This is a genomic window from Tabrizicola sp. (assembly GCF_051645465.1).
Classification (GTDB): Bacteria; Pseudomonadota; Alphaproteobacteria; order Rhodobacterales; family Rhodobacteraceae; genus Tabrizicola.
Genome location: NZ_JBOFBI010000354.1, coordinates 1 through 12232, shown reverse-complemented (window position 1 = coordinate 12232; position 12232 = coordinate 1). Strand labels below are relative to the sequence as shown.

16 protein-coding genes are annotated in these 12232 nt (G+C 64.8%); 5 read left to right on the top strand and 11 right to left on the bottom strand.

The features are described 5' to 3' along the window. Positions 1-143: 143 nt before the first annotated feature. Positions 144-695, top strand: coding sequence for a hypothetical protein (locus ACRCSW_RS22165; RefSeq protein WP_438707823.1), 552 nt, complete (start codon positions 144-146; stop codon positions 693-695). Next, positions 692-961 (top strand): hypothetical protein, encoded by a 270-nt coding sequence (locus tag ACRCSW_RS22160; RefSeq protein WP_438707822.1) that lies wholly within the window; start codon positions 692-694, stop codon positions 959-961. Before ACRCSW_RS22165 ends, ACRCSW_RS22160 begins: the two co-directional genes overlap by 4 nt. Before the next feature lie 48 nt (positions 962-1009). Here ACRCSW_RS22160 and ACRCSW_RS22155 read toward each other — a convergent pair whose 3' ends face one another. From ACRCSW_RS22155 to ACRCSW_RS22135, 5 genes are all read right to left on the bottom strand, one after another. Then, the gene (locus ACRCSW_RS22155) at positions 1010-1519 is read right to left on the bottom strand and encodes a CarD family transcriptional regulator (protein ID WP_438707821.1); all 510 of its coding nucleotides are present in this window, start codon (positions 1517-1519) and stop codon (positions 1010-1012) included. A gap of 290 nt (positions 1520-1809) precedes the next feature. Next, positions 1810-2148, bottom strand: coding sequence for a ferredoxin FdxA (gene fdxA, locus ACRCSW_RS22150; protein ID WP_438707820.1), 339 nt, complete (start codon positions 2146-2148; stop codon positions 1810-1812). 52 nt (positions 2149-2200) lie between these two features. After that, positions 2201-2524, bottom strand: a complete 324-nt coding sequence (locus ACRCSW_RS22145; protein ID WP_438707819.1) for an RNA-binding S4 domain-containing protein — start codon at positions 2522-2524, stop codon at positions 2201-2203. 3 nt (positions 2525-2527) lie between these two features. Next, positions 2528-5410, bottom strand: a complete 2883-nt coding sequence (locus ACRCSW_RS22140) for a helicase-related protein (RefSeq protein ID WP_438707818.1) — start codon at positions 5408-5410, stop codon at positions 2528-2530. Between the two features lie 3 nt (positions 5411-5413). Then, a complete protein-coding gene (locus ACRCSW_RS22135; protein ID WP_438707817.1) occupies positions 5414-5977 on the bottom strand; it encodes a tetratricopeptide repeat protein in 564 nt (187 codons plus the stop codon). Between the two features lie 65 nt (positions 5978-6042). Here ACRCSW_RS22135 and ACRCSW_RS22130 point away from each other — a divergent pair, with 65 nt between their 5' ends. Next, a complete protein-coding gene (locus ACRCSW_RS22130) occupies positions 6043-6330 on the top strand; it encodes an SCP2 sterol-binding domain-containing protein (RefSeq protein ID WP_438707816.1) in 288 nt (95 codons plus the stop codon). Continuing rightward, complete coding sequence (locus tag ACRCSW_RS22125) at positions 6327-7274, top strand: alpha/beta fold hydrolase (protein WP_438707815.1); 948 nt, start codon at positions 6327-6329, stop codon at positions 7272-7274. Before ACRCSW_RS22130 ends, ACRCSW_RS22125 begins: the two co-directional genes overlap by 4 nt. Before the next feature lie 153 nt (positions 7275-7427). Here the strand turns inward: ACRCSW_RS22125 and ACRCSW_RS22120 are convergent, their stop codons facing one another. The 6 genes from ACRCSW_RS22120 to cobS all read right to left on the bottom strand — a co-directional run bounded on the left by ACRCSW_RS22120 (position 7428) and on the right by cobS (position 11678). Next, the gene (locus ACRCSW_RS22120) at positions 7428-8201 is read right to left on the bottom strand and encodes an ion transporter (RefSeq protein WP_438707814.1); all 774 of its coding nucleotides are present in this window, start codon (positions 8199-8201) and stop codon (positions 7428-7430) included. Between the two features lie 121 nt (positions 8202-8322). Next, entirely contained in the window at positions 8323-8742 is a 420-nt protein-coding gene (locus ACRCSW_RS22115; RefSeq protein WP_438707813.1) for an META domain-containing protein, read from the bottom strand. Between the two features lie 36 nt (positions 8743-8778). Next, positions 8779-9237, bottom strand: a complete 459-nt coding sequence (nusB, locus tag ACRCSW_RS22110) for a transcription antitermination factor NusB (protein ID WP_438707812.1) — start codon at positions 9235-9237, stop codon at positions 8779-8781. Then, a complete protein-coding gene (locus tag ACRCSW_RS22105) occupies positions 9234-9734 on the bottom strand; it encodes a 6,7-dimethyl-8-ribityllumazine synthase (protein WP_438707811.1) in 501 nt (166 codons plus the stop codon). Before ACRCSW_RS22105 ends, nusB begins: the two co-directional genes overlap by 4 nt. Positions 9735-9736: 2 nt before the next feature. Continuing rightward, positions 9737-10834: a 3,4-dihydroxy-2-butanone-4-phosphate synthase gene (gene ribB / locus ACRCSW_RS22100; RefSeq protein ID WP_438707810.1), complete on the bottom strand. Its 1098-nt coding sequence runs from the start codon at positions 10832-10834 to the stop codon at positions 9737-9739. A gap of 85 nt (positions 10835-10919) precedes the next feature. Further along, positions 10920-11678 (bottom strand): adenosylcobinamide-GDP ribazoletransferase, encoded by a 759-nt coding sequence (cobS, locus tag ACRCSW_RS22095; protein WP_438707809.1) that lies wholly within the window; start codon positions 11676-11678, stop codon positions 10920-10922. Between the two features lie 74 nt (positions 11679-11752). Here cobS and ACRCSW_RS22090 point away from each other — a divergent pair. Further along, on the top strand, positions 11753-12232 hold a 480-nt coding region (locus ACRCSW_RS22090), incomplete at its 3' end, for a nicotinate-nucleotide--dimethylbenzimidazole phosphoribosyltransferase (protein WP_438707808.1).

The following is a 12232-nucleotide window of genomic DNA, read 5'->3' as shown; positions in this document are numbered from 1 at the left end:
GGTCGACACGATGGCGCGCTATGTGGCGCGGCTTCGGGAATGGGACTGAGCCGGGACTGGAGGGTTTCACACCCTCCAGACCTCCCGTGGGATATTTGCGCAAAGATGAATGAAAATTTGAATCGAATGCGGTGGGTTTTGTGATGGCTGACATCGGGCATAACGGCGGGCCGTCCATGGCGGGCGGAGTCAGCTGGCGGCGGCATTGCTGGAGTGCTGCGCGGGAGCAGTTGCTGCCGGTGCTGCCGCTTCAGGTGGTGAGGCTGCGGGTGAAGCGGGCGCGGGAGCTGGGGCTGGAGTACAGGACCTATGCCTCGGTCCGGGCGGCGACCGGGCATGATGTGGTGGCGTTTCTGTTTTCTTCCAATGCCTTGCGGGTCTCGGTGCTGAAACCCGCGATGCCGGAGGAGAGGGCGGCGAAGCTTGCAGTGGTGAATTGCGGGCGGGTGGCGCTGGCCGTGGCTCCGCTGTTGCCGGGGATGGTGCAGGCCGCAAATCCCTTGCTGCTGGATAGGGCGCATGCGGCTCCCTATGCGCTGGCGGGCTTCGGCGAAATGCGGGCGGCTTTGCGCGCGGCTTTGGGCAAGGTGCCGTCGGATCAGGTGCTGCTGGTGGGGGATATGTCGCTGGAGCGGGACTGGTGCGGGGCGGGGCGGCTCGCGGGGTATCTGTCGGCGGAGCGGTATTTCGGGTGAGGCGGGCTGGGGACGTGGTCCTTCTGGTCCTTCAGCGGGTGCTGGTTCTGGTCGGCCTCTACACGATCTTGGTTGCGCTCCATCTCTATGCGATTGAGACCAATTGGGCTGGGACTAAGCCCAAGCCATTGCCGGGCCAAGACTACTACATCCTTCCGAGCTGGCAGCGCTTCGTCCAAGGAACGGCGACTGGTGCGATTGCAATGGGGCTGGGCGGGATGCTGTTCTACCTGCGCCGCCTTTATCTCGCAAAGCGCCCGCAATGAAAAACGGCGGCCCTTTCGGACCGCCGTTCTGTTTCCACTGAAGCCGGATCAGGCCGCGCGGCCGACCAGCACGTTGTCGACGGTCTTCGCCGCACCGGCCTCATCCACACCGGACACGGCTGCCACTTCGCGGGTCAGGCGCTCCAGCGCAGCTTCATAGAGCTGACGCTCGGAATAGGACTGCTCGCGCTGGTCGTCGGTGCGGTGGAGGTCGCGGACCACTTCGGCGATCGACAGAAGGTCGCCGGAGTTGATCTTCTGCTCGTACTCCTGCGCCCGGCGCGACCACATGGCGCGCTTGACCTTGGCCTTGCCCTTCAGCGTGTCGAGCGCCTTCGTGATCACATCGGGGCCCGAAAGGGCGCGCATGCCGATGTCCAGCGCCTTGTGCGTGGGCACGCGGAGCGTCATCTTGTCCTTTTCGAACGAGATGACGAAAAGCTCCAGCTGAATCCCGGCGATCTGCTGTTCTTCGATCGAGATGATCTTGCCCACGCCATGCGCGGGGTACACCACGAAATCGTTCGGGCGGAATTCAGGCTTCTTCGATTTGGTCATTCGGCACTTTCCCCAGTAAGGAGGCCCCCTCCGCAACAAAACTCCTCGCGCCCTGGACCCCTCGTCCAGGCGTGTGGAGCTAGATTGTCACAAAGGAATTGGGCTCAGGCGATGCGCTCTAAGCCGGTGTCAGGCTTCCATGCTTGTTTGTAAACAAATCATAACACAAATCGGCGTTGATTCCAACTGCCGCGAAACTTGGCAGTTCAGCCGTAACGCATTGAATTATCTGTACTTCTTCTGCCGTAACTGATTCGTGCGGCCGGAACGACCCGAATCGGTTGCTGGCGTCAGCCACCCGTACCGGGCGCTTCCGAGAAGTACTTCTGCAGTTTGTCGGTCTCACCGTCCCGTTCTTCGTAGCCGGGCAGCGGGTCCTTTTTCGTCACGATCACCGGCCATTGCACCGAGTACTTGCGGTTGAACGTCACCCATTTCTCCATGTCCGGCTCGGTGTCGGGCTTGATCGCATCCGCCGGGCATTCCGGTTCGCAGACGCCGCAGTCGATGCACTCATCCGGGTGGATGACGAGCATGTTCTCGCCCTCGTAGAAACAGTCGACCGGGCAGACCTCGACGCAGTCGGTGTATTTGCAGGCGATGCAGTTTTCGATGACGACATAGGTCATGGGCGGGCTCTGATGCGGAACGTTTGTCAGCTTGCTAGTGCACGCAAGCGGATCATTCAAGCAGGTGGAGCGTCCCAGGCCCGGTGTCAAGATCAGTGTACAGATTCTGCGCCTCGGTGGCCGGGCCGCGGCGCTGCCCAAGGGCCAGGATGCGGACCACGCGGATGTGGTCGCCTTGCGGAAACGTCAGGACATCGCCCGGACTGACATCGCGGCCAGGACGGCTGACGGGCGTGCCGTTCACCCGGACATGGCCTTCCGACACCAGCGTTGCCGCAAGGGTGCGGCTCTTGCAGAACCGCGCCTGCCAGAGCCATTTGTCGAGCCGGAGTTTCGGCTCGGGCGAGGGATGTGCTTTGCCCGATGGGCCGGCCAAACCTCAGACCTTGCCCTTGAGCGCGAGGAGCGCTGCGAAGGGGTTGTCGGGGTCGATCGGCTTTTCGGCGCGGGGCGGGCGGGCCTCGAACGACTTCTGCCGCTCTTCGCGCGGGGGCTTGCCGCCCTTGCGGTCATCGCGGCGGTCGCCTTTGGGACGGTCGCCTTTCGGGCGGTCACCCTTGGGACGCTCGCCCTGCGGACGCTCTCCCTGTGGACGCTCGCCCTGGGGGCGGTCGCCTTTCGGACGGTCGCCGCGCGGGGCGCGGGCTTCGCCTTCCTTGCGTTCGGGCCGGGGGCCGCGCTCGGGGCGCTGGTGCCGGGGTTTCGGGGCCCAGGTGAAGGTGTAGAACGCCTCCATCTCGGGCGCCGCGGGTTCGCCTTCGGGCTCGGGCGCGGGGGCGTGGATCGAAACTTCCTCGGGGATCGGCAGGCCTGCAGCAATCGCCGCTGCCGCCTCTTCGGAAATCTCCGGGGCCTTGGGCGCCTCGGTCGTCTTGACCTTCAACCGTTCGGCCTTTTCGCCCTTGTAGCCGAGGCCCGCCATCAGGTCGGCGAACTGGTCAAGCGTCATGCCGGTGATCGACAGCATGTCGGGTGTCGCCTCGAACCCGGCACGGCTGTCCTTTTGCCGCAGGATATCGGCCAGGCGCTCCAGCATGTCGATACGGATCGCGCGGGTGCCTGCGGGGTGGTAGCCGGCGAGGGTGTAGTGCTGCTTCGGCACTTCCGTGACGTTCGGGATCGTCACCAGACCTGGAGGCGGGCTTTCGGGGAATTCCTGCAGGCCGTTCCAGAGCGACCAGAGCACCAGACGCAGTCTTGTGGGCGCGGGTTTCAGAAGGGCGGGCAGGAAGATGGTGAATTGGCCGAAGCGGACGCCGTGCTTGCGCAGCGCGCCACGCGCCTCCTGGTCCAGCTCCTTTACCTCGGCGGCCACGGTATCGCGCGGCAGGACGCCCATTGCTTCGGCGATCCGGAAAGCAAAGCCGCGGGCGAGGCCGGTCAGGGCTTCGTCCCGGCCCATGGCCAGAAGCGGCTCGAACTGGGCGGCGACCTTGCGGTCGATGAAGTGCTGGAGGCGGCGGCGGACTTTCTCGACGACCTCGGGACCGGCTTCTTCGTCGACGAAGGCCTCGACCGACGGCTTCGCGGCCTCGGCACCCTTCACCAGCTTGCCAACGGCAGAGGAGCCCCACATGAGGCCGCCTTGCTCGGTGAAATCAAGCTCGGTATCGGGAGCGTTGTAGAAGCGGTCGGCGCGAAGGTGAAACTCGGGCTTCAGCGCCTGAAGTGCCGCTTGGGCCAGCGTGCGCGCCGCGTCGGGCGTGGCGCTGGCATCCTGGCTGAAGCGGAAACCTTCAAGCTTCCCGGCAAACTCGCCTTCGACCGTCACTTCACCCTTGTCGTTCACTTCGGCCACCAGAGCCTCCTTCTGCTTCAACCGGCGGAGGAGAACGCTCGTCCGCCGGTCAACAAATCGTTGTGTCAGTGCCGTGTGGAGCGCATCCGACAGGCGGTCTTCTACAGCGCGCGTTTCGTCGCGCCAATGGCTTTCGTCTTCGACCCAGTTTTTCCGCTGAGTGACGTAGGTCCAGGTGCGGATATGCGCCAGCCTGCGCGATAAAGCGTCGATGTCGCCCTCGGTCTTGTCGATCCGCTTGATCGCCTGCGCCAGCCAGTCGCTGGGGATGCGGCCCCCGCCTAGGCCCCGACCCACCAGAAACTCGAAGATACGGGTCAGAAGCGTGGTGTGTTCCGGGCCGGTGGACGACCGGAAGTCCGGAATCCGGCAGACATCCCACAGAAGCTGCACGCGCTTCGGTTCGGTAAGCTTGTCCTGCACTTCGGGCAATGCCGAGAGCGCTTTCAGCGCCAGAAGGTCATCAGCATCGCGCGCGCGGGTCAGCCAGTCGTTCGAGGTCGGCTCTTCCAGGCTTCGGATCAGGCGGTCCACGGTGCCGAAGTCCAGCGATTCGTTCCGCCAGTGGAGCTTCTTGACCGGGGCGAAGCGGTGGTTCTCGATCGCCTCGACCAGGTCGTCGTCGAAGGGCCGCGCTTCGCCAGTGACGCCGAATGTCCCGTCCTCGGTATGCCGCCCGGCACGCCCCGCGATCTGGGCCAGCTCGTGGGGAAACAAAGCCCGCATCCGGCGGCCGTCGAACTTCGCCGTGGCCGAAAACGCCGCGTGCTTGATGTCGAGGTTCAGACCCATGCCGATAGCATCGGTCGCGACCAGGTAATCCACGTCGCCGTTCTGATACAAAGCCACCTGGGCGTTCCGGGTCCGCGGGCTAAGCGCACCCATCACGACCGCACAGCCACCCTTCTGACGGCGGATCAGCTCGGCAATCGCATAGACGTTCTCGACCGAGAACCCCACGATTGCCGACCGCGCAGGCATCCGGCTGATCTTCTTCGACCCTGCGTATTTCAGCGTCGACATCCGGTCGCGCTTCAGGAACGTCACATGCGGCACCAGGCCCGCAATCGCCCCACGCATGGTGTCCGACCCCAGGAACAGCGTCTCGTTCAACCCCCGCGCGCGCAACAGCCGGTCGGTGAACACATGCCCCCGGTCGGCGTCAGCGCAAAGCTGGATCTCGTCCACGGCGACGAAATCGGCCCCGATCTCCAAAGGCATCGCCTCGGTCGTGCAGACCCAGTACTGCGTCCGGTCGGGAACGATGCGCTCTTCCCCCGTGACCAGCGCCACGACCGACGGGCCGACACGGGCCACGATCCGGTCATAGACCTCGCGCGCGAGCAATCGCAGCGGCAGGCCGATGACGCCGGTGCGGTGGGCCAGCATGCGGTCAATCGCGTGATGGGTCTTGCCGGTGTTCGTCGGCCCAAGGACCGCCGTCACCCGCCGGGTGGCGTCCATGACTTAGAGCTCCTGACCCTCTTCCTGGGTCTCAAGCCGCTCGACCGCCTCGACCGCGCCTTGAAGATGCGGATGGATTGCCAGGGCGGCCTTGTAGGCCTCAAGCGCGCGGTCGGGTTTGCCGCTTTCTTCCAGAATCATCCCAAGACCGGAAAGCGCGCCGAAATGCCGCGGGTTCAGCGTCAGCACTTTGCCGATATCGGCGATCGAGGGCCCGAATTCGCCAGTCATGTAGTACGCTGTCGCCCGCGCATTCCAGGCCTCGGCGAAATCGGGGGCGTGGTCGATGATCGCGGTGAAGTGTTCGATGGCCTGCAGGCTGTCGCCAAGTTCCATCGCATCGCGCCCGCGCTGCAACAGAAGATCCATCGCCGGAGAGCCCGATTTCGACCATTCGATCCAGATTTCGGTCTCGATCCGGCCCGCCTCTTCTTCGCCCGCCGCTTTCAGCCGGGTGAAAAGCTCGTCAAGCTTGGCTTGATCCTCGGCAAAAGCCACGGCGCAAGTCAGGAAAAGCGGCAGAAGTGCCGCAACGATATGATTGAGAAGGCGGGGCCAGAGACGCATAACACGAAAGTAACCGATCCGCGCCAGATTGCCAGTATCTGCGGGGTAACGAAGGAGAGACTTGCATGAGCGAAATGATCGATGCTGCAGTAAAGGCACTGTCCGCCAAGCTGTCGGGCGGATTCGACGGTGTGGCCAAGTTCGTGATCAACGGCGAAGGGTCGATCATGATGGACGGTGCGGGGGTCCGCGCGGGCGATGATGAGGCCGATGTGACGCTGACTGCCGATGCCGACGTCTTCCGCGCGATTCTCGATGGCGACATGAATCCGACCTCGGCCTTCATGACCGGCAAGCTTGCGGTCGACGGCAATATGGGATTGGCGATGAAGCTCGGTTCGGTGCTGGGGTGATAGCTGCGCCGTTCAACGCGGCTCCGTTTTATGCCGACCTGGCCGAGGCGCCGGATGGGGCAGAGGCGGTCTGGCTGAAGGTCGGGTCCGTGCGGGTCCGCGTCGCCTCGTGGAAGGCCGGGGACAAGGGCACCGTGCTCCTTCTGCCCGGCCGCACGGAATGCGTTGAGAAATACGGGCGTGCGGCGGGCGATCTGATCGCGCGCGGATATTCGGTCATCACCATCGACTGGCGCGGCCAGGGCCTGGCCGACCGCGCGCTGCCGGATCGGCACATGGGGCATGTGGACGATTTCGCCGAGTATCAGGAAGACCTCGATGCCATGCTCGCCGAGGCTGGACGGGCTGGTCTGCCCAAGCCCTACTACCTGATGGCGCATTCCATGGGTGGCTGCATTGGTCTGCGCGGGCTTTTGCGCGGCCTGCCGGTCAAGGCCGCAGCCTTTTCGGCGCCGATGTGGGGGATCTCGATGGCCGCCTGGCTTCGGCCGGTGGCGTCGGTGGTGACGGCACTTGCCCGCCCCCTTGGCTTTGCCCACCGCTATGCTCCAAGCACCAGCTGCGAAACCTACCTTCTGCAGGTGCCGTTCGAAGGCAACGTGCTGACGACCGATAGGGAGATGTGGGATTACATGCGCGCCCAGGTGCGGGAAGTCCCGGACCTTCAGCTTGGGGGGCCGTCGATTGCCTGGCTTGGGGCGGCACTAAGGGAATGCGCGGCGATGGCGAGGATGCCCGCACCAAAAGTGCCGACGATCTGCGCCCTTGGAACGGCCGAGAAGGTCGTTGACGTCGCATCCGTGCATCTGCGCATGGCCAGCTGGGCCAATGGCCAGCTTGACCTGCACCCCGGCGCCGAACACGAGATCATGATGGAAGGCCCGGCCACCCGGAAACGCTTCTTCGACCGGGCTGCGGCACTGTTTGAGGCGAACCGCGGCTAGAGCCAGACCGGCTCGAACGGCCCCGCTATCGCCATGACGCCTCGCGCGTTCTTCTGTCGTCACCTCCTCGAGCACTTCGTGCACTCGTCGGAAGAGGGCGCAGCGAGGAGTGCACGAAGTGCTCGAGGAGCGGTTCCATAGGAGCCGATTGCTCTAGGACTTCTGGTCCAGCTTCCGCTCGATCTCTGCCAGCCGCTCCAGCACCTTGGCCTCAAACGCCTGCGTCTCTTCGCGTTCGTCTTCGGATGCGGCCTCCTGCATCGAATTGACGATCAGGCCGACGATCAGGTTCAGAACGGCAAAGGTCGTGATCAGGATGAAAGGCACGAAGAACGCCCAGGCGTAAGGGTAGACCTCCATCACCGGGCGGACGATCTCGCCTGACCAGCCTTCCAGCGTCATGATCTGGAAAAGCGTGAACGAGGTGGTCGCAAGGCTGCCAAACCACTCGGGGAAGCTTGCGCCGAAAAGCTTCGTCGCCATCACCGCGGCGATGTAATAGATGATCAGGATCAGCAGGAACACCGACCCCATTCCCGGAAGCGCGCGGCCAAGGCCGTCAACGACCTTGCGCAAGCTCGGCGTCACCGAAATGACCCGCAGGACCCGCAGGATGCGCAGCGCCCGCAGGACCGAGAAGCCCCCGGTGGCGGGCAAGAGCGAGATACCGACGATCACGAAGTCGAAGACGTTCCAGCCCGACCGGAAGAACCGCAGGCCAAGCGCGTAAAGCCGGGCAGCAAGTTCGGCGACGAAAATCCCCAGGCAGATATGGTCGATCGTCAGGATCAGGCCGCCCGCTCGCTCCATCACGGTCGGAAAGGTCTCCAGCCCCAGCGTCACGGCATTGATCAGGATCACCGCGATGATGAAGCGCGCGACCTGGGGGCGGTCAAGGAACTCGGCAATGGACTGGCGGCTGAGCATTTCGGGCCTTTGGTGGCTTCAAGACCGCCGTGATATGGCGCAAAGCCGCGATTTGGTCCATCCCCGCAGGTGCGGTTTGGGCAGCCAAGGCCCCAATCGGGGGCGGTCGGCTTGCCGGTGATCAATCCTTGGGCGGGCAGGTCTTGCAGACCGTCATGCTGTTCATCACCTCGGTGACGAACTCCATCGTCCGCCCGTCCGGCCCGGTCAGGATGAGGTTCCGGCTGCCGTCCATCTTCGCCGAAGTCATCAGCGCAAGCGCATCGAAGAACGCCTGTTCTTCGGCCAGCTTGTCGCAGGCCCTTCGCGTCGCGCGGATGCCCTTGATCGCAAGCTCGGGAAGCTCGGCCGCATTGCCCGTCCCCCAGCTGTTGCAGGGCGCCTTGCCCGTGATGCTGCCATCCGGTTCGATCCGCATGGTCGCCTGGGCGTCGAAGAACACGCCGTCGATGGCCAGAAGCTCCCAATCTTTCCCGGTGATGGTCTGGGCAGTGGACATGGCGGGCATCATCGCAAGAGCAAGGACAAGCAGGCGGCGCATGGGCAACTCCTTCAAAGGGCCGACCCATTGGACGGATCAGAACGCCTCAGGCTTGGCTTCCCGCGCCATATGGTCAAGTACGGCATTCACGAATTTAGGCTCTTTCCCGTCCGGAAAGAAGGCTTTCGCCACATCGACATATTCGGTGATCGCGACCTTGGGGGGTGTGACCATGTCCACGATCTCGGCCCCCGCCGCGCGGAACAGCGCCCGCAGCACCGGGTCGATCCGGTCGATCGGCCAGGCCGCAACCAGCGCCCGGTCGGTCATCTGGTCGATCTTCGCCTGCCAGTTGACCGCCGAAGCGACCACGGCGCGGAAATGCTCCACATCGCCCTCGGCGAACTCGCCTTCCTCGTAGGTCGCGCCAAAGCGATGCGTCTCGAACTCGCGCGTCACGCCCTCGACCGTCTGGCCCGAGGCTTCCATCTGAAAGAGGGCCTGCACGGCATAAAGCCGGGCTGCGGATTTCATCTGGCGCTTGTCGATCTTCATGCCCGAAAGCCGATCCCCTTGGTTTTCCCGGCCCATTTGCGCGAAAGCGCCACCAGGTGCAAGGCGGCCGCTGCGGCACCGCCGCCCTTGTTCGCGCCCTTCGGGTCCGCCCGCACTTCGGCCTGCGCCATGTTTTCGACCGTCAGGATGCCGTTGCCGATACAGGCGCCCTGCAGCCCCAGAAGGCTTAGCGCGCGGGACGAGTCATTGCAGACCGTGTCGTAATGCGTCGTCTCCCCGCGGATCACGCAGCCAAGGGCAACGTAAGCGTCATAGTCCGCCAGCCGCTCGGCCAGCGCGATTGCCGACGGCAGCTCCAGCGCGCCTGGCACTTCCACAAGGTCGACCTCGGCCCCGCAAGAGGCAGCGACCGCCCGGGCACCCGCCACCAGATTGTCGGCGATGTCCTTGTAGTAGGGCGCCACGACGATCAGCAGCTTCACCGGCTTCGCAAAGCTTGGCAGCGGCATCGTGTAATGGGTTTCCGATCCAGCCATGATTACTCCGAGATCCGGCGCGTGCCGACGATGGACAGACCGTAAGCTTCCAGGCCCACGACCTTGGGCTTCGGGGAATTGGTCAAGAGGATCAGCTCATGCAGCCCCAGCGACACCAGAATCTGCGCGCCAAGACCATACTGCCGCAGCGTCTGCGGCGAAACCTCGCTGTCCGAGGCAAGCTTCATGTGAAGGTCGCGCAGCAGCACCAGCACCCCCCGACCCTCAGCCGCGATGAGCCGCATCGCCTCGCCGAACTCCTGGGTCCGGCCGGCGGGGCCAAGGCCCACGACGTCCAGAAGCGGGTCAAGCGTGTGCATCCGCGTCAGCACCGGCTCGCCGCCACCGATGTCGCCCTTGACCAGCACCACATGCTCGGCGCCCTCGGTCACGTCGGTATAGATCCGCATCGTCCAGTCGCCGCCGAATTCCGACGCGATCGTCCGCTCGGTCGTGACGCGGACCAGGTTGTCGTTCCGCCGCCGGTAGGCGATGAGGTCACTGATCGTGCCGATCTTCAGCCCGTGACGCTGTGCAAAGGCGATCAGGTCCGGCAACCGGGCCATCGAACCATCGTCGTTCATGATCTCGCAGATCACGCCAGACGGGTTCAGCCCCGCCAACCGGCTGACGTCAACTGCAGCCTCGGTATGGCCCGCCCGGACCAGCACGCCCCCGTCCCGCGCGCGCAAAGGGAAGATATGCCCCGGCGTCGCGATATCGGCAGCACCCTTGGTCGGGTCGATGGCGATCGACACTGTCCGCGCCCGGTCAGCGGCGGAAATCCCGGTCGTCACCCCTTCACGCGCTTCAATGGACAGCGTGAAGGCGGTCTCATGGCGGCTGGAGTTCTTCGGGCTCATCAGCGGCAGGCCCAGGGCGTCGATCCGCTCGCCCGGCAGGGCCAGGCAGATCAGCCCGCGCCCGTGCGTGGCCATGAAGTTGATGGCGGACGGGGTGCACATCTGGGCAGGCAGCACCAGGTCGCCCTCGTTCTCGCGGTCCTCGTGGTCGACCAGAATGAACATCCGCCCGTTGCGGGCGTCTTCGATGATGTCCTCGATCGAAGAGATGGCATCCGAGAAATCGAAATCGGTCATGGCGGCATCCTGCAGGCTCTCGTTGGTGCATCTATCCCGCAAGTGTGACAAATGCCAGAGGGCGAGCCCCTGCGATAACGCAGGCCTACCCCGCGCGGGCTGCGAGGACGGCAAGGCATGCAACCTCGGCCAGTTGCTGGGACGCCCCAAGGATATCCCCGGTCTGCCCGCCAATCCGCCGCAGCGCGGAAAGCGCAAGAAGCAGGGTCACGGCCCCCGCCGCCAGAAGCATCGGCAGCGTGGCCCACCCGGCGAGGAGAATGGAGATGGCCACAGCCATCGACATACCGACGAGCGCCACCCGCAAGGACGGCCGCCCCGTCGCATGCGACAACCCCTCGCCCCTGGCATTGGGAAGGACCGCCATGATCAGCACCATCGGCGCACGGCTCAGCGCCCCGGTTGCCACCAGTGCCGCCCAATGGCCCTCGAAGACCAGAGGCAGCAATGCCGACCAGCGGGCAAGGGTCACCAGGACCAGCGCGAGCGCCCCGTAACTGCCGACCCGGCTGTCCTTCATGATCGCGAGCCGCCGCTCACGCGTCCAGCCGCCGAAAAGCCCGTCCGCGGTGTCCGATAGGCCGTCCTCGTGCAGCCCGCCGGTCAGAAGGACAAGCGCCGCAATGACCAGCACGGCCGTGACGCCCGCGGTCACACCAAGCCAGAGGCCGAGACTGGCCACCCCTGCGGCCAGCGCGCCCAGAACCGCGCCAACCAGCGGCCAGGCCCAGGCCGAACCCGCTCCGGTCCCCCGATGGTTCGGCATGGGCAGGCGGGTCAGCAAAGCGAAGGCCGACAGAAGGTCAGCGGGCAGCCTTAGCGCAATGTCGCGAAGCGTGGTCAAAGCGGCTGATCCCGGCTGGCCTTCCCTTGGGCCATGGGGTAGCCCCTAGCGGCAAAAGGATCAACCGGGAGAAAATGATGCCGTTCCAGTCTTTGGCCGAGTTTCAGGCACTTCTTGCCGACCTTCCCGCCCCCGATCCTGCAGCCATTGCGGCCGCAGAGGCCCGGAACGGCCAGCTGACCAAGCCCCCCGGCGCTCTCGGTCGGCTGGAGTCCCTCGCGATCTGGATGGCGGGTTGGCAGGGCACCGATAAGCCCCATGCCGATCGGCCGCAGATCGTGATCTTCGCGGGGAATCATGGGGTTACGGCCAGGGGCGTCTCGGCCTTTCCGCCCGAGGTCACGGTGCAGATGGTTGCAAACTTCGCGCATGGCGGGGCGGCGATCAATCAGCTCGCCAAGGCGTTCGGGGCCAAGCTCGATGTCCACGCGCTTGATCTTGACCGGCCGACCGCGGACTTCACCGAAAGCCCGGCGATGAGCGAGGCCGACTGCGTGGCAGCCCTCCGCAAAGGCTATGAGGCGGTCGATCCGGCGGCCGACCTTCTGGTCGCG